Source organism: Streptomyces sp. NPDC003016 (assembly GCF_053591455.1).
Map to the genome: position 1 here is coordinate 1 of NZ_JBSFTV010000076.1, position 16,090 is coordinate 16,090.

Here is a 16,090-nt window from a genome sequence, read left to right on the forward strand (position 1 = left end):
GCGGAAAATCCGCTGCAGCACCAACCGCATCACCGACATCCTGAAGGCTGTCCTCGCCCTTCACCACGCCTCAACCTGAGGTTGGAAAAGGCTCACTACTGGTCGTGGAACCCGCAGTGGGAAGCGGCAGCCGGCCAGGCGCTCGCCCACCTGCTGGTTGCCTCCCAAGGGCAGCCGGTTAAGGTCCCAGGCGGTCTGACCGCGGACATGTTCCAACGCGCGCTTGACACCCTGCTGCCAGCAGGCCCCCCGAAGCGGCGCGCCGTCCCGGCTGGACCCGGACAGCCCTCCCCGGACGCGGGCGTCGACATCCTCCTCGTACCCGTCCACCCCCAGACAGGTCAGACCTGGACCTCCGTCGGCCCGACGGCGTCGGCATACCCCGTGCCCCTGCCGCTGGGGGTGTGGCTGTGGCTGGTCTCTCCCCAGCCATACCTGCCGGTTCCCGCGTCAGGCCGCATACCCAAGGACGTACTCCGCGACGACCCGCTCCCACCGCTCCCCAACTACTCGTTCAGAGCCGACCGGGGAACGTTCCAGCACACCTTGGTCCGGCTACCAGCCGTTCGCAGCCCGTGGCTGCGAACGATCCTTGAGAACCTCACACAGGGCACCTCGGCCGACCTCTTCTAACCGTTTGGCAATCGAACAGCGCCAGACTCCCGTGCCTCCCAAAGTGGTGGGGCTGTAAAACGTTCGGTGTAACTCCCGAACGTTTTACAGCCCCTTGCGGAGTGATGAAGCCGAACCCCTTCGCATCGTTGAACCACTTCACCGTGCCGGACTGCCGCTCCGCCATATCCACTCCTTCGACTCATGTACTCCTACGCAGGGCGTGCAGGACGCCCGATGAGATGATCATCCCCGCTGGCGGGCCGAACGTTGCTGAGCCGAAGGGGTCTGGCCCGTAAATGTCGGGAGCAGCTCAGCGGCCAAAGCATCGGTCAGGCGCTGTGTGGCGCGATAGATCCGCAGTTTGCGCCGTAGCGTCGCCGGCCCGGCGCACGGCGGAGCCGAGGACCGGGCCGGCGTGCTCGGCACAGAGGCAGCGGTGGCGCTCAGTCGACGCCGGTGTGGTCGCGGCTCATGACTCCTCCATGTCCGGCACCGGTGAGACCGTCGCACCGGCCGACAGCAGTCTCTGCGCCAGCGCGCGGCAGCGTCTTCCGAGCTCCGGAGGGTCGAGTACTTCAAAGCCGTGCCCCAGCAGGAGTACGTGCAGAAGCACGGCGTCGAGACTGGCGGCGCCACTGAGCACCTCGCAGGACTCGTTCCCCCGCCGCCGCACGACAGCCGCCGACGTCGGAATCTGCGCGCGCACCGTGTCGGCCGATGCGTGCACGAGGAAGCGCGCCTGGTGCGGGTAGACCCGGCTCGCCACGCCCTCTTGCACGTACGTCACCGCGTCAGGCGCCGTGCGCGGATGGAATCGCCAGGTTCGCGCGGACACCTCGGCGATCCGGTCGACGCGGAAACTGCGCCAGTCCTCGCGGTCGAGATCGTAGGCGAAGAGGTACCAGCGCCGGTCGGAGGCGACCAGCCGGTAGGGCTCGACCCGCCGCCGTAGCACCCCGCTCCCGGACGGGTAGTCGAAGCCTGCCTCGACTTCGTCGCGGCAGGCTCTGGCAAGCGTCATGAGCACCTCGGCGTCGACCGGCGTGCGGCCTGCGTCGAAGGACTCCACCGAGCCGGAGAGTGCACGCACCTCGTGGCGCAGCCGCGTGGGCAGCACCTGGTCGAGCTTGGTCAACGCCCGCAGCGCGGCGTCGCCGGAACCGGCGACTGCGCCGCGCGCGCCGACCAGCAGCGAGAGGGCGGTGGCGATGGCCTCCTGGTCGTCGAGAAGCAGCGGCGGCAGGTCCTTCCCCGGGCCGAGCCGGTAGCCGCCGCCGACGCCTTGGCCGGCATGCACCGGATAGCCGAGGGCACGCAGCCGCTCCACATCACGACGTACCGTGCGCGGTGTGACCCGGAGCCGGCCGGCGAGTTCGGGGCCGGTCCAGACCTGGCGCTGCTGCAACAGCCCGAGCAGCGCGAGCACCCGCTCCGTCGTTCCCCGCTCGTCACCACTTGCCGTATCCATGTCGGCCACCCTGCCAGGGATAGCGGACCGATCCTGTCCGCCAGAGGTGTCAGGGTGCCTTCATGGACGTAAACGAACTCGATGTGAACCGGTCGCTGCGCGATCAGTTGGAGTTCCACTGGAACCACCAGCTGCGAGCCCGGCTCGAGGGCCTCACTGACGACGAGTACTTCTGGTCGCCGGTGCCGGACGCCTGGAGTGTGAGGCCGCGCGGCGGCTCGACGGCGCCTGTGCAGCTCGGTGCCGGGGACTTCACAATGGACTACGCCTCCCCCCAGCCGGTCCCCGCGGCCTTCACCACGATCGCCTGGCGGCTCGGCCACGTGATCGTCGGCGTGCTCGCCGCGCGCAATGCGGCGCACTTCGGCGCACCGGCGGCGTCCTACGAGACATGGGAGTACGCCGGCAGCGCGGCCACCGCACTCGGCCAGCTCGAGGCCCAGCTCAACATCTGGCTGGCCGGGGTGCGTGACCTCGGTGAGGCCGGGCTGCGGGCCCCGGCCGGGGCGAAGGAGCCCTTCCCCGAAATGCCCATGGCCGGCCTGGTGCTGCACATCCACCGCGAGCTGATCCACCACCTGTCCGAGGTCTGCCTGCTGCGCGACCTTCACCTGCACGCGAAACCTGGCACCTCCAGGGAGGGACTCGTGACCGCGAAGACGACCCACATCGACCCCGAAGAACTCCACCGCAACCCCGCCTTCACGCAGGGTGTGATCACACCCACTGCCCGGACGCTCCATGTCGGTGGCCAGCTCGGCACGGACAGCACCGGAAACCTGCTCGACGGTATCGAGGCGCAGACCATCCAGGCCATGCGAAACGTGCTGGCTGTGCTGGCTGCCGCGAGTACTGGTCCCGAGCATGTCGCCAAACTCAACATCTACCTCGTCGATGGAGTCGACGCACAGGTGGGGTACGCGGCGTCGCGATCAGTGTGGGGCAATCACCGCACAGCCATCACGGTCGTTTCCACCGCAGGACATGCTCGCCCGGGCGCACTCGTGGAAATCGACGCGGTAGCGATCATTCCCGATTACGCCTGACCCGCGGATCGGGACTGCACAGGCGTAACCCGCCGCGTGGCCGATGACAACGCCGTGGCAAGGACGGCGGACAAGGGGGTGCCCAGCCCTGAGGTGCGTTCAGAGCAGCTCTCCGTGCGGGTGAGCAGCGGTCTGTACGGGGCGGCGATGCTGAGCCGTACAGGCCGCCACCGTCTTCCCGGGCCAGCAGTCGCCTCCGCCCTCGACGAGCGCGGAGGACTGTGGGCTGACGGCCTCGCCCCGCGGCCTCGTTGAGCGGTGCGGAGCTGCTGATCAAGGGATCCGATCACTGGGGCGCCCGGGCGCTGAGCCCGTAGCATCCGTCCATGCCGAATCGGAGATCCATGACCAACGTGCCAGAAACGGTACTGACCGGCGGTGGCACAACGGCCCGCTTCGACGGCCAGCGGTTGCTGGTCGTACACGGGCGCAGGACGTGGACGCTGCCCATCCGCGCGATCACCTCGGCGGAGGTGGTCACCGGTAACACCGTCCGTGTCGCCATCAGCGGAGACCCCGGCTACGCCCGGCATAGCCTGGGCCGTGTCGTGGAGCTGCCCGGCGGCAACGCCCGTTCCGCAGAGGCCTTCTTGGGACAGCTGACGGTTGCCCTGGCCACTACGACGCCGGCAGCGGACGGCCATGCGCTGATACAGCTGCGCACGCGGGCTCCGCGGTCGTACGCGCTGGGATCCGGCGGCAGGAGGGCGGTGCGGGTCGGCTTGCTCCTGGCGGGGTACACGCTGCTGTTGTCCTTGCTGGGATGGGCGAGCCCGCTGAAGGACGGATTGGCCGCCTTCTCGCTGAGCGTCGCGGGCGTCCTCGGTCTGATCGGGGGAATCGCGCTGTGGCGGATGGCCCGCCGAGTGCGCTCCCTGTGGCTGCTGCGCCGCCGCGGTATCGGCGTGGTCGGCCAGGCCAACGGCTACGTGCGCATCTGGTCCAAGGGAGCCCACCTCTGGATCTTCTCCAAGCTGAACTTCACCACCGTCGAGGGGCAGCTGATGCGGGACGTTCCGTCAACCGTATCCATCTGGGACTTCTCGGGGAAGGCGACCACCGGTCGGGTTGATCTCGTGTACGACCCCGAACGACCTACTCGCGCGAGCCGCCGCCTCACGGCCGCCTTCTTCCTGCGCACTCTGCTGCTCACCGCGGTGGGTCTCGTCCCCCTGGCAGGCTCGGTGCTCTGTCTCGTTCCCAACCTGCCGTTCTGACCCATCCGTCCGAAAGGCGCCGTTCGCCTGGGCTTGCCCGCGTCCTGGAGGGCGTCTGAAAAGCCTGTCAGCGGGCTGGTCTTGCGAGGCGGCGCACGAGGAGCATGGCCATGGAGAGGTAGATGGCATTCTCTGAGCAGACGCGCAGGTATTCGTAGTCCTTCGACAGGCGACGGCATCGCCCCAGCCAGGCAAACGTCCGCTCTACCACCCAACGCCGGGGGACCACTGCGAACGGGGGGCACGGCCGGTGGCGGTGCCCCCGCCCGGGCCCAGGTCGAGCGGAATCCTCCGTCGCGGCGCTGCACGACCTCCACAGTGATACCTGTGGCTTCCCGTGCCCACGCGTGGAAGTCGGCGCCGCGGTAGCCCTGGTCCGCCCACACGTGCCGCAGACGCGGAAAGGCATTGGCAGCGCGGGAGAACAGCACCACAGCACCATCGCGGTCTCCGACGCTGGCCGGGCTCACGCAGGTGACCAGGACGGTGCCGCGGGTATCGACGAGCAGGTGACGCTTGATGCGCTGACCTTCTTGCCGCCGTCGTAACCGTGCAGGCCACCGCGCTCACTGGCCCGAACACTCCGGCTGTCCACCATGGCGGCACTGGGAGTGGGGTCACGGCCGAGCTGCACCCGCTCGCGTTCACGCAGTGACGTCAGCATCCGCTCCCACACGCCATCCTTCTGCCAGCGCCGCCAGTAGTGGCAAACCGTCTGCCACGGCGGTAAATCATGCGGCAGGAGTCTCCAGGCGCAGCCGGCCCGCAACCAGTACGCCAGCGCGTTGAGGATCTCCCGCCGCGAGTGCTTCGCTGGTCGCCCACCAGACTTGACCGCCGGAACCAGTGGAAACAGAATCTCCCACTCCGCATCAGAAAGATCCGTCGAGTGACGGGTACGCAGCCCGCACACCCCAGCCCGCAAAAGTACGTCACAGCCCCGCTACCAGGAAATTCGCCCGCTGGCAGGCTTTTCAGACGTCCTCTAGTCCTGCCCTTCGTGCGCTCGCTGCCGAGCTGCGGTGGGCGTCGGCCAGGACCGCCTGCACCAGGCCCGGCTGCAGTTGCTCGGCTTCGTTCAGTCGTACGCCGGCCAGTTCTCCTACGAGCCCTTCCAACATCTGCTCCTGCCGGCCGCCTTCCCGTCCAGAGGCCGTCCACAGCCTGCTTGGGGGGCGTCAACGTGTTGGGGTCCGAAGGCCTCAAGGGGGCGCTCCCCTCATCGACGAGCAGTCGGCGGGCAAGGGCCCGGACGGTGGGTGGCGGTCCTCGGGCCAGCGCCGCAAGAGCGTGCTGGCGGTGCTCCACGACGAACCGACCAGCCTGCCATGCCTGCCATGCCTGCCATCCAGGGAACGGCGAACCCCGGCGCGAGACAAACGCGCCGGGGTTCAACGACAGGCTCAGTACCGCGTAGGGAACAGTTGAAGCTTGGCCTTGTTGCCGGAGACCGACTTCACCCAGATCTTCAGGTTATTGAACTTGACGGTACCGCCCGGGCTGGTGCTGCCGCTGAGGCGCCCGTCGGCGGCCGACATCTTCACGGATCGGGAGCTGATGCTCGTGATTTTCAATTTCCCGAACCCGAACTTGCGGCTGTCGACCTTGATGGTCTTGGGCGCCGACACGGTGGTCTTGCACCGCCCGTCATAACAGGGCCCGTTGGCGGCAGACGCCACCGGCGTCATTGCGCCGAACCCGAGCGTGCCCGCCATGGTCAGCGCCACGGTAGTCGTTGCGGCCCGTCGGCGCTTACCGGCGGTGGTCGCCAGGGTGGCGGCTGTCAGTCGGTGGATACGGTTCACGTCATCACCCTTCGGTCGGTCGGAAACGGTACGGCGGAGAGTTCCTGCGCCGCCGGAGCCCAGGCGCCCTGTGTGCTCGGATCCGAGCTGGCCGGCCGGCGCTCCGCTGCACCGATTCCAGCACCTGCCTGGTTGTTCAGTAACCTGCTCCGTCCCCTGAACAACTCGCGGCTGCGCCGGAGACGGGGCGGTGCTGGCAAGCGCCCGGCAGACGCCCAGGGCGGTAGACGACATCACACGGCTCCGCCCCGTCCTGTCTCGCGCGGTTCTGCGCTCAGCCTTTGTTGCGACAGGCCACGAGGAACGCGGCGAGGGCGCCGACGGCTTCGGTGGTGGCGAGCCGGACCACGAACGCCGACTGGTCGACGTCGGCGAGCGGGCGCGCCGGGCCACAGGCGCGCTGCTGCGCCACACCCGTCGCGGACCCCGTTCCCTGGGTGATCTTGGAGCCGGTGCACGAAGCGGTGGCGAACACCCAGAACGGCAGGCTTTGCTGACGGCCCGTTGAGCTCACCTCCCGACGTCAGGGGATCAGTACACAGTGGTTCTCGATGACCCTGCCGCTGCGGTCCAGCCCTCCGCAGACCGCCAACCGCGGGTACGCCCTGATCTCCCGGTTGACGACGAACCGCCACCGCGACACGCCCGCCTTGCTCGCCCGGTAGTCGCCCACGAAGGCGCAGCGCCCCCGGGAGGCCGTCCCGGGTCGTGACCGTGATGTCCTGGACATAGTCGCGCCCCTGGTAGGCGGTGGCCACGCAGATGTAGGTGCCGCACGTGGACTTGACCTCGGCGCTCGCCGGTGGCGCGGTCGCCAGCCCCAGAGCACTGGCCGCAGCGAGAGCGGCCGTTACCGCCGCCACCCGTCGCCCTGTCGTGGTCACCGGCCGGATCGTCTCCTGGCGCGCGTACTTCACAGGGCCCCCTTGAGCGGCTGCGTCGGCTGACTGCACAGCGTTCACCACTGTCTCGGGCCGAGGGGGCGGCCGCGCAGTTCCTCGCCGCGTAGTACGTGGAGGGGGCGGTCTTGCAGTCGCGGTCGGTGAGGTCGACACCGCCGAAGCGGCCCTTGGGCTCGCCGATGAACGCTACGAGCGTGTGTGGCCGGTCGCGCTCGGCCGCAAGAAAAGAAGGAGGAGATCGTGTGGTTGGAGGCAAGGCGCGAGGCACGGGTGAACGCGGATGAGGAACGGCGGCTGGGGAAGCATGAAAGCTGGAGTTCGCCGCGCTTGCTGCGGGGTCGCCACACCGTGCTCGTCGGCAGGCCGCCTCCGCGTTCGAGTGCGCCCACCTCGGAGGCCGCCTGGTTCTGCTGAGTGCTCTTTTCAGCCACCGGGTGTTGTTCACTGCTGTGGGCCGGGTGGCCGAACAATCCGTGCCGCGCTGAACTGGGCCCACGGCGCCGGCATCCGGCCCGTGCAGACGGTGTCATAGTTCGGAGAGAGGCCATTGGATGTTCAAGAGCAAGAGAAGGAGCGTCGCCGTGGTGACCGCCGGGCTGGTACTGGCCGTCGGCGGCTGCGGGGCCGGAGCGGACGAGAAGTCCGGCCCGTCGGACGAGAGGGCGGTCGAGCCGACGCCAGCACCGCCGCCGTCCAAGAAACTGGTGGAGTGGATCGGTGACATGTGCGAGTCGACGACCGCGCTCAAGAACCTCCGGGCGAAGAGCGCGGCGGTCTTGAAGGAGATCCGGAACCCGGACGAGATCGGCTCGTCCGCCGAACCCCTCGCCGTCGGCTACATCTCCCGGACACCGCTGTCGGTGGAGGATGTGGAGCGCGACCTGAAGGACCTGGGCCCGTCAGGCGTTTCCACCACCGACCGGCTGCTCGACGCCTGGCTGAAGAAGTTGAAGGATGTCGCGCACGAACTCGGCAAGGTGTCCCCGTCCGCGGCCTTCGACGACGCCGAGGGCAGTGCCGCGGACGTCGACAAGCTCGTGCAGTCCCTCACCCCGCCGAAGCCGGACCTGTCGGCGCTGACGAAGAACGATTCCCAGCTCGCGGCCGCACACAAGCGCGCGGAGCGGTGTGCCCCGGGCTGGAAGCCCCCCAAGGAGACGGCCTCGCCCGCGCCCGGCTCCTCCGGTCCGCTGCCGAAGGCGGCAGACGGCAAGAACACCGGCGCCTGCGCGGACGGCGCGTGCGAGGTCCTGGTGACCTCGCCGGTGAGCGTCACGGCGAACGGGCTGACCGTGCACGTCGCCGCAGCGAACGAATCCGTCACCTTCCAGACGCCGAGCACCGTAATACAGCTCGGCAGCCCGGGCAGCGTGGCCGAGTTCGGTGACGACCTCGCCGTGATCGTCATCGCGCAGCACGAGGACGGTGCTGTGCTGGAGTTCACCACTCCCTGAGCGCCGTCCCGGCCGGTCGCCCGTCCGTCCGTCCGCCGTCAGCGCGCCTCGCACACCTCCCGGTAACCGAGTTGCGGTAGGTGCTCCTCCCATTCGGCGCGGGTGAGGACGCCGCCGGTGCGGTCGCAGACGTAGTCCGCCGCGCGGTCCGCGTCCAGGGTCCACACCCGGGCCGTCAGGTCGTAGCTGCCGGAAGCGAGGGCGTCGCCCTTCGGGCTGAACGCGACGGAGGTAACGGTTTCGAGGTGGCCGGTGAGTTCCCGGCCGACGGGCTCGGCACGGGCCGGATCGGCCACGTCCCACAGGCGGACCGTGCTGTCGCCGCTGCCGGTCGCCAGCGTCTTCCCGTCCGGGGCGAAGGCCACGGACAGGACCGGCCCGCGGTGCCCGGCCAGTTCCTCTCCCACCGGACGTGCGCGGTCCGTCCGTCGTACGTCCCACAGCCGCACCGTACGGTCACCGCTGCCGGTCGCCAGCGTCTTCCCGTCCGGGGCGAAGGCCACCGCGTTGACCGTCCGGTCGTGCCCGGCGAGGGCATGGCCTGCGGGCCGTGCCCTCGCCCCGTCGCCCACGTGCCACAGCCGCGCCGCACCGTCCTCGCTGCCGGTGGCCAGAGTGCGGCCGTCCCGTGCGAAGGCCACGGAGGTGACGGCGTTCCCGTGGCCGCGCAGCGGTTCGCCGAGCGGCCGTACGCGGTCCGGCCGGCGTACATCCCACAGCCGCGCCGTGCCGTCGCGTCCACCAGTGGCCAGCGTGCGGCCGTCCGGGGCGAACGCGACGGCGAGGGCGCCGCCGTCGGGCGCGTCGTGCGGTTCGCCGAGCGGGGCGGGACGTTCGGGCACGGAGACGTCCCACAGCCGTACGGTGCCGTCCTTCGAGCCGCTGGCCACCGTACGGCCGTCCGGGGCGAACGCGACGGCCAGCACATCGTCCTCGTGACCGGTGAGCGTCCGCGGCATCCGGCGCGGGCGGCCTGGCTCGTCCACGTCCCACAGGCGGATCAGCGCGTCGTCGGTACTGGCGGCGGCGAGCAGGCGGCCGTCGGGGCTGTAGGCGACGGCGGTCAGGGGGTTGGTGAAGTCGGTGAGGACGGTCGGCGGCCGGTGCCAGAGGCGGACGCTGCGGTCGGCGCCGGTGCTGGCGAGGGTCCGGCCGTCACGGCTGAAGGCCACCCCCCACACGGCCTCCGTGTGGCCGGTCAGCGGCTCCCCGAGCTGCTGCGGGTATGCGGGATTGGCCACGTTCCACAGGATCGGGGAGTCGTCCTGGCCCGCGGTCGCCAGGGTACGGCCGTCGGAACTGAAGGCCACCGACATGACGGGCGCGGTGTGCTCGGTGAGCGGTGCGCCCAGCGGCTGGAGGCGGCTCGGGTCGGACGCGTCCCACAGCCGTACGGTCTCGTCGAAGCCGGCCGTGGCCAGCGCCCGGCCGTCCGGGGAGAAGGCCAGCGCCCAGGCGGAGGCGGTGTGTGCGCGCAGCGGCTTGCCGAGTGGCGCGATCCCGTCGTCCTCACCGAACCGCCACATCCGTACGGTCCCATCGAAGCCGGCCGTGGCCAGGGTGTCCCCGCCCGGGGCGAACGCGACGGCGCGGACGCTGCCTGTCTCGGAGCCGTCGGCCTCGGCGGGCTCGCCGAGCGGCGCGGGGCGTGCCGGGTCGCTCAGGTCCCACAGCCGTACGGTCCCGTCGTCGCCGGCGGTGGCCAGTGCCCGGCCGTCGGGGGCGAACGCGACGGAGACGACGTTCTTCTCATCGTGGCTCACTAACGGCCGGCCGACGGCGCGGGGCCGCTCCCGGTCGCGTACGTCCCACAGCTGGATGGCGCCGCCTTTCCCGGCGGCCACCAGCAGGTCGCCGTCCGTCGGCGCGAAGGCGACCACATCAACCAGTCCCGTACGGAAGCGCAGCGGTTCGCCCAGCGGCCTCCCCATGTCCTCGGGCCCGTCCGCCGGCCCCGGTCGCGCGGCGGTGTCCCACAGCCGGACCGTGCCGTCGTGGCTGCCGCTGGCGAGGGTGCGGCCGTCGGGCGCGTACACCACGGATCTGCCCAGGCCGCGGTGCCCTGACAACCGGGTGGCCAACGCCCGGCCCGCGTCCGAGGCCAACCGGGTCCGCAGATCCGGTGTGGAGCGCATGCGGTGCGCGGCGACGTCGAGCCGGGCAGCCAGCCCCGCGTGGGTGTCGCGGACACCATCGGCCTCGGCGGTGAGACGGCCGAAGACGGCGTCGTCCCGTTCGGCCTGCGCGGTGGCGCGTGCCTGGAGGGCTACGACGGCGGTGCCGGTGGCGAGCAGCACGAGCACGGCGAGGACGGCCACGACCGTACGGCGCAGTCGCGCGGCGCGGCGCCGGCGCCGGAGCGAGGCGGTGAGGAACTGACGCTCCAGCGAGGTGAGCGCATCGCTTTGGTAGCCCTCGGGATCTTTCTGTGCGATGCCGGGCCACTGGGCGGCGCCCTGCGGGAAGGCGTCGCGGGCGGCGTCCAGCCGCGAGCCCGCGTAGAGCGCGGCGTTCTCCCGACCGAGTACCTGCCAGGTACGGGCCGCCTCGGAGAGCGAGCGGTGGACCCGCAGCCGGTCGCGTTCGGTATCTATCCATGCGCGCAGGCGGGGCCAGGCGGTGATGAGGGCTTCGTGGGCGAGGTCGACGGTGCCGTTGTCGAAGGTGATGAGGCGGGCGCGGACCAGGCGCTCCAGTACCGCTCGGGTGTCGGCAGGGCTTCCGAAGTCGAGCTCCGCGTGCTCGGTGGGGCGACGCGTGTCGGGTGTGCCTCCCCCAAGCTCTCCACTCTGTTCGAGCAGGGGGGACCCCCGTCCGGGGGTCACGAGGCGGAGCAGGATGCGGCGGGCCAGTTCGGCCTGAGACGCGGTGAGTTCGCCGTACAGCTGCTCGGCCGTACGGACGACGGCGCCGTGCAGCCCGCCGGCCGCCTCGTACCCGGCCTCGGTCAGGACGCGGCCTCTGCGGTGGCGCCAGGTCTCCAGCAGGACGTGCGACATCATCGGCAGTCCGCCCGGAGCTCCCTCGACCTCGTCCAGGAGGCGGTCGGTCAGGGAGCGTTCGACGATCAGGCCGTCCGCGGCGGCCGGGCGGACAATGGCCTCCCGCAGCTCCGCGCGGCTCATCGGTCCGGCGAGCAGCGTGGCGTCCTGCAACGCGGTGGTGAGGCCCGGGTGTTCGGCGCAGCGGCCGAGGAAGTCGGCCCGCACCGCGATGACGACGCGCAGACGACTGCCGGCGTCGGTGGCGGCGACGAGGTGGCCGATGAAAGCGTCCCTGTCGGCCGGGTCGGCGCCGAGGGTGTACAGCTCCTCAAACTGGTCGACGATCAACCAGGTGTCGGCGTCGGTGCCAGGTACGGGTACGAGCCGGTCGGCATGCGTGCGCAGCGGGTCCGCGCCGGGTGTGAAAATCCGTACGGCCGCGGGAGCGGCGTCACGGCCCCCGCCTCCCCCGCCGCCGCACGGAGCACGCAGCCGGGGAATCAGGCCAGCGCGCAACAGCGAGGACTTGCCGCTGCCGGAGGGGCCGAAGACGGCGGTGAAGCGGTGCTTGCGGTTCAGCTCGGTCAGCCGCTCCACGAGCTGGTAGCGGCCGAAAAACAGTTCGGCGTCGCCCGGTTCGAACCGGGTCAGGCCGCGGTACGGCGGCCGGGAGGTCCCGGCGGCGACAACCTCGGCGGTCAGCTTGGCCGACGCCTCGTGCCAGCGCCGCTCCCACTCGATCACGTCACCACCACACGCCTTCACGTAGGCGAGCGCCACCGCGCGGGTGGGCAGCTGCTTCCCGGCTGCCGCCTGCGACAAGGTGGTCACCCCGTATCGCGTCCGCTGAGCCATCGCCCGGTACGTAGGCTTCCCCGCAGACTCGCGCAGCGCGCGCAGCGCGGCGGCGAACCGCGGCGCCGGTCCGGCGTCCGGGTCCAGCTCACCCTCGGTGCGCCCCGGTCCTGGTTGTCCCGACACGTGTCCGCCCCCTCGTCACCCAAACCGCCACCAGGCCATCACCCAGCGCGCCCGTTCGATCGCCCAAGGTAGGCAGTGGCGGGGGTGGCCGCAACCGGACTTCCGACGTGCGGGCAGGCGTGGTAGGGGCGTTCACTCGATCTGCACGATTCCTCCCGACCGGTTCGTTCGGTTCGCGCCTCCGAGTTGTTCAGAGCCGGAAGAGGGCCTGCGGAACAACGGCGTACGGCGGTCGAATGACCCGAGGGACATGGCCGGGACGGGCCATGGCGCGGCCCGAGCCCGGTGAAAGGGGAGGGCTCGGGCCGCTCCCTTTCACAGACGCGCGACAGGCTGAAGGAGAGTCATGTACGGACGACTTCGCGTCCGGCGCCTGGCCGTGGGGTTCGGCGCGGCGGCACTCGCGGTGACCACGGTGAACGCCGCCCCCACCGGGCCGGCGACTGCCGCCGAGCGGTACGGCTGGGGCGACCCGCTGCCGGCGGGGTCGGACGAGTTCGACTACGGCTCCGAGGCCGACCCCGCCGTACCGGACCGCGACAAGTGGCGCCTGGCGGGCGGCGGCCCCGGCAAGTGCTGGCCCGGCCACAGCGGCAACGGCCGCCGCTGCGACGTCAACACCCGGGTCGTCGGCGACGTACTGCGCATGAGCGGCGAGGCCAACGGCGACACCGGCTGGCTCGCCTCGCCGTACGGCCGACAGTACGGCCGGTGGGAGGCGCGCGTGCGCTCCCGGGCCACCGCCCCCGACAACGGGCGGCAGTACCACCCGCTGCTGATCCTGTGGCCGGACTCGGGAGAGCACCCTCAGGACGGCGAGTACGACTACCTGGAGAACGACGCCCCGGGCGAGCAGTGCGCCGAGGCGTTCCTGCACTACCCGCATCCGGAGGGCGTCCCCGTGCAGCAGGAGTTCGCGCGGAAGTGCGGCGTGGACCTGTCGCATTGGCACAGCATCGCCGTCGAGTGGACCCCGGACCACCTGCGCGGCTTCATCGACGGTGAGGAGTGGTTCCGCTTCGCCGGCGGCGCGAACGCGGACCGCGACTGCATCCAGTGCGCCCCGTCCATGCACCAGACCATCCAGCTCGACAACTTCCACGGGGACGGTCTGCAGAGCGCCGTCTACGAAGTGGACTGGGCCCGGGTCTACGACCTGCCGGACAACGAAAGCGTGAGGTGATCCGCGATGCAGAGCTCTCCGTATTCGCCCGGTCCGCCCGAGACGGCGCGCATGCCCGGGACTCTCGTCCTCGTTCTCGTGATCGTCACCGTGCACGCGCTGGGCACGGCCTTCGGCGGTTGGGCGATCCTCCAGGAGAACTTCAGCAAGCAGGAGCACGGGCAGGACCTGCTCATGCCGATGGGCATGGCCTGGTTCGTGGCGCTGTTCTGCTGGGGGCTGGCGGCGCTCCAGGTCATCTGCGTCGTGCTGGCTCGCAAGCGCCGCCTTTGGGTCCGTGCGGTGTTCGCCGTGTGGCTGGTCTTCGTGGCGTTCTCGACGCTCCTCGGTTTCCTCGGCTCGCTGGCCGCCGGGGCGCCCAGCCTCGCGGTGCTCGTGATCTCCGGCATCGACGGGGTGGCCCTGTGGGTGGTGCTCGGCGAGACCGGCCGTCGCTGGTTCTCCGTACGCAGCCCGGCGCCCATTTCACCTCGGGGGTGATCACCCATGGACTACCCGACGTACGCACACGACCCGAACCGGCCGTTCGACGGGCCGCCGGAACCTCCCGAGCCGCCCGGCGCCCCGGCCCCGTTCGACCCGGTGGCGGCGGCGCTGGGCAACGCCTCGCTGCTCGGCATCGGCTACCTGCTGCTGGGCCAATGGCGGCTGGCCGCGCTCGCCGCGCTCGGCACGGTCATGCTCCTCAACCTCACCGCCTCGGCCGCCGCGACCTGGTGCGAGATTCTGCTGCTCCTGTGGTGGGCGGCCGGCACCGCCCACGGCTGGTTCCTGGCACGCGGGCGCGCGGAGCACGTCGTGCGGCGCGGGCAGCGCGCGGGCGCGCTCGTCGCCGCGGTCGCGGTGCTGCTGACCGCCGCGCTGCTGCGCGTCGACGCGTACGGGATCGAGAACCGCGTCGACGAGGCCCGCGAGGGCGGCGACTGCGAGAAGGCCGTGGCCGCACAGGACGAGGTGTGGTTCGGCCACCGCCTGGCGGGCGCACCGGTGGTCGAACCCGGCGACGCGGTGGTGGAGGCGTGCCACCGGCTGGAACAGGCAGAGTCCACGCTGGCCGACGCCGGACGGAATGGGAACAACGGGAACATCGAGGACCTGGAGCGGGGCTTCGGCATCCTCGCCCGCGTCCTGCGCAAGCCCGGCAACGAGAAGACCGTCGAGACGGCCCTGCGCGCCTTCCTCGACGGCCTGCCGACCCAGGACTCCTGCGACACCGCCGACATCACCCACTGGCTCCGCGACCGCGGGCGCACCCGCGACGTACTGGACCGGTCCGCCGACACCGGGGCCCGGGTGGAACCCGCCGCGCTGGTGGGATGCGGCGACGACCTGATGGACGAGGACGATTGGCAGCAGGCGCGGGCGCGCTACCAGCGCCTCCTCGACACGTACCCGGACGACGCACGCGCGGCCGAGGCACGCAGGGGTGTGGAGAAGGCCACCCGCGCCATCGAACTGGACAAGGTACGCCGCCTGGTCGACAACACGTTCGACGCGAAGTCCGGTTACTGTGACACGCCCGCCAAGTACAGCGGCGCCCCGCCGTACCGCAAGGGGTCCAACCGCGCGCTGTTCCTCGGCGACACCGAGTACACCGGCAAGCTCCCCGGTAGTTGGCGCACCGGCGACCCGGCCAAGGCCGCACTCGTGGTCTGTGCGGACACGGCGAAGAACGGAGCCGCCGTCGAGACGTGCTACTACGAGAACGACCTGTCCGAGCACTTCCCCCACGAGGTGACCTTCCGCAAGGTCAAGATCCCGCTGAAGGTCTACGAGCTGCGCACCGGAAAGCGCGTGGACCCGCGCGAGGTGCAGATCAGCGGCGGAAGCTGCCCGAGCGTCCTGCACTACGAGTACTACGGCACGTACGACTACGGGCCGGGTGGCGACGAGTTCGTCTCCACCGCCAAGTCCGATGTGCAGGACGCCTTCCGGCCGGTCGTCGAACGGTGACCGGGGCCTGAGCCCCGGCTACGGTTCCGGCCTCCAGGTCGAGGGCATACTCGCGCAGCGCGAGGAAGTGTTTGCGGCCGGGCCGGTCCAACCGACGCTGCCGGGCATGCCTGAGCGGCGCACCCACGACTACCTGCAGCACGGCACTACCAGCCTGTTGGTTGGGAACCGTTGCTCGTTCGTAACCTTCGCCCATTTGGTGTCAACCACCGCGACCAACACACAGGGGCAGACGAAGTCAGCGCGCGGAGCGGGTGTCATCTATCTCGACTTGTCGCATCTGTGACGTTGCTTGGTAGCTGACGGATCTGATCCGTAGTTGGCGAGCGCCGGCTTGATCACTCTGGTTGGTGATCAGCGACGGAGATTGAGGTGTAGCCCGGGCATGGGCCTTGACCCCGGATTTTGAACACGTCTATGCGGCTTGGGTCAGGGTAGTTGCTGTGGTTTGGAAGCCGGCCTCGTAGGCGATCGGAGAGCGC

At 70.5% G+C, this 16,090-nt stretch carries 14 protein-coding genes and 2 pseudogenes; 7 read left to right on the top strand and 9 right to left on the bottom strand.

The features are described 5' to 3' along the window. Positions 1-90: 90 nt before the first annotated feature. A pseudogene (locus tag ACWDZ4_RS34345) lies at positions 91-633 on the top strand (hypothetical protein); the annotation flags it as partial. Here ACWDZ4_RS34345 and ACWDZ4_RS34350 read toward each other — a convergent pair. Next, entirely contained in the window at positions 602-799 is a 198-nt protein-coding gene (locus ACWDZ4_RS34350) for a cold shock domain-containing protein (RefSeq protein ID WP_451512315.1), read from the bottom strand. The pseudogene ACWDZ4_RS34345 and the gene ACWDZ4_RS34350 overlap by 32 nt on opposite strands. 285 nt (positions 800-1,084) lie before the next feature. Then, positions 1,085-2,083: a helix-turn-helix transcriptional regulator gene (locus ACWDZ4_RS34355; protein WP_451512327.1), complete on the bottom strand. Its 999-nt coding sequence runs from the start codon at positions 2,081-2,083 to the stop codon at positions 1,085-1,087. A 62-nt stretch (positions 2,084-2,145) separates the two neighbouring features. Between ACWDZ4_RS34355 and ACWDZ4_RS34360 the strand changes: the two genes are divergently transcribed. Continuing rightward, positions 2,146-3,129, top strand: coding sequence for a DinB family protein (locus tag ACWDZ4_RS34360; RefSeq protein ID WP_451512316.1), 984 nt, complete (start codon positions 2,146-2,148; stop codon positions 3,127-3,129). Positions 3,130-3,473: 344 nt separating this feature from the next. Then, positions 3,474-4,346: a hypothetical protein gene (locus ACWDZ4_RS34365; protein WP_451512317.1), complete on the top strand. Its 873-nt coding sequence runs from the start codon at positions 3,474-3,476 to the stop codon at positions 4,344-4,346. Between the two features lie 67 nt (positions 4,347-4,413). Here the strand turns inward: ACWDZ4_RS34365 and ACWDZ4_RS34370 are convergent, their stop codons facing one another. The 6 genes and pseudogenes from ACWDZ4_RS34370 to ACWDZ4_RS34395 form a co-directional block, all read right to left on the bottom strand. Beyond that, positions 4,414-4,755 carry a transposase gene (locus ACWDZ4_RS34370; protein WP_451512328.1) on the bottom strand — a complete coding sequence of 114 codons (342 nt, stop codon included), beginning with the start codon at positions 4,753-4,755 and terminating at the stop codon, positions 4,414-4,416. Further along, a pseudogene (locus ACWDZ4_RS34375) lies at positions 4,688-4,867 on the bottom strand (transposase); the annotation flags it as partial. The gene ACWDZ4_RS34370 and the pseudogene ACWDZ4_RS34375, both read right to left, overlap by 68 nt. After that, positions 4,813-5,259 (bottom strand): transposase, encoded by a 447-nt coding sequence (locus tag ACWDZ4_RS34380; RefSeq protein ID WP_451512318.1) that lies wholly within the window; start codon positions 5,257-5,259, stop codon positions 4,813-4,815. The gene ACWDZ4_RS34380 and the pseudogene ACWDZ4_RS34375, both read right to left, overlap by 55 nt. 490 nt (positions 5,260-5,749) lie before the next feature. Further along, positions 5,750-6,151 (bottom strand): hypothetical protein, encoded by a 402-nt coding sequence (locus tag ACWDZ4_RS34385; protein ID WP_451512319.1) that lies wholly within the window; start codon positions 6,149-6,151, stop codon positions 5,750-5,752. Between the two features lie 274 nt (positions 6,152-6,425). Then, on the bottom strand, positions 6,426-6,665 hold the full coding sequence (locus ACWDZ4_RS34390) for a hypothetical protein (RefSeq protein WP_451512320.1): 240 nt from the start codon (positions 6,663-6,665) through the stop codon (positions 6,426-6,428). A 9-nt stretch (positions 6,666-6,674) separates the two neighbouring features. Then, a complete protein-coding gene (locus ACWDZ4_RS34395; RefSeq protein WP_451512321.1) occupies positions 6,675-6,881 on the bottom strand; it encodes a hypothetical protein in 207 nt (68 codons plus the stop codon). A gap of 723 nt (positions 6,882-7,604) precedes the next feature. Here ACWDZ4_RS34395 and ACWDZ4_RS34400 point away from each other — a divergent pair. Beyond that, complete coding sequence (locus ACWDZ4_RS34400) at positions 7,605-8,507, top strand: hypothetical protein (protein WP_451512322.1); 903 nt, start codon at positions 7,605-7,607, stop codon at positions 8,505-8,507. Between the two features lie 38 nt (positions 8,508-8,545). Here ACWDZ4_RS34400 and ACWDZ4_RS34405 read toward each other — a convergent pair whose 3' ends face one another. Then, on the bottom strand, positions 8,546-12,472 hold the full coding sequence (locus tag ACWDZ4_RS34405; protein ID WP_451512323.1) for an nSTAND1 domain-containing NTPase: 3,927 nt from the start codon (positions 12,470-12,472) through the stop codon (positions 8,546-8,548). Between the two features lie 346 nt (positions 12,473-12,818). On the opposite strand from ACWDZ4_RS34405, the gene ACWDZ4_RS34410 reads away from it, so the two are divergent. Genes ACWDZ4_RS34410 through ACWDZ4_RS34420 form a run of 3 tightly spaced genes read left to right on the top strand, consistent with a single transcriptional unit; the run spans position 12,819 to position 15,608 of the window. Then, complete coding sequence (locus tag ACWDZ4_RS34410; RefSeq protein ID WP_451512324.1) at positions 12,819-13,655, top strand: glycoside hydrolase family 16 protein; 837 nt, start codon at positions 12,819-12,821, stop codon at positions 13,653-13,655. A 6-nt stretch (positions 13,656-13,661) separates the two neighbouring features. Then, complete coding sequence (locus ACWDZ4_RS34415; protein ID WP_451512325.1) at positions 13,662-14,135, top strand: hypothetical protein; 474 nt, start codon at positions 13,662-13,664, stop codon at positions 14,133-14,135. A gap of 6 nt (positions 14,136-14,141) precedes the next feature. After that, positions 14,142-15,608 carry a tetratricopeptide repeat protein gene (locus ACWDZ4_RS34420; protein WP_451512326.1) on the top strand — a complete coding sequence of 489 codons (1,467 nt, stop codon included), beginning with the start codon at positions 14,142-14,144 and terminating at the stop codon, positions 15,606-15,608. Positions 15,609-16,090: the final 482 nt, after the last annotated feature.

Excerpts from the sequence above, each read along its gene's own strand:
- ACWDZ4_RS34350 (WP_451512315.1), bottom strand. The coding sequence starts at position 799 with ATGGCGGAGCGGCAGTCCGGCACGGTGAAGTGGTTCAACGATGCGAAG.
- ACWDZ4_RS34355 (WP_451512327.1), bottom strand. The coding sequence starts at position 2,083 with ATGGATACGGCAAGTGGTGACGAGCGGGGAACGACGGAGCGGGTGCTC.
- ACWDZ4_RS34360 (WP_451512316.1), top strand. The coding sequence starts at position 2,146 with ATGGACGTAAACGAACTCGATGTGAACCGGTCGCTGCGCGATCAGTTG.
- ACWDZ4_RS34365 (WP_451512317.1), top strand. The coding sequence starts at position 3,474 with ATGACCAACGTGCCAGAAACGGTACTGACCGGCGGTGGCACAACGGCC.
- ACWDZ4_RS34370 (WP_451512328.1), bottom strand. The coding sequence starts at position 4,755 with ATGCCTTTCCGCGTCTGCGGCACGTGTGGGCGGACCAGGGCTACCGCG.
- ACWDZ4_RS34395 (WP_451512321.1), bottom strand. The coding sequence starts at position 6,881 with ATGTCCAGGACATCACGGTCACGACCCGGGACGGCCTCCCGGGGGCGC.
- ACWDZ4_RS34400 (WP_451512322.1), top strand. The coding sequence starts at position 7,605 with ATGTTCAAGAGCAAGAGAAGGAGCGTCGCCGTGGTGACCGCCGGGCTG.
- ACWDZ4_RS34410 (WP_451512324.1), top strand. The coding sequence starts at position 12,819 with ATGTACGGACGACTTCGCGTCCGGCGCCTGGCCGTGGGGTTCGGCGCG.
- ACWDZ4_RS34415 (WP_451512325.1), top strand. The coding sequence starts at position 13,662 with ATGCAGAGCTCTCCGTATTCGCCCGGTCCGCCCGAGACGGCGCGCATG.
- ACWDZ4_RS34420 (WP_451512326.1), top strand. The coding sequence starts at position 14,142 with ATGGACTACCCGACGTACGCACACGACCCGAACCGGCCGTTCGACGGG.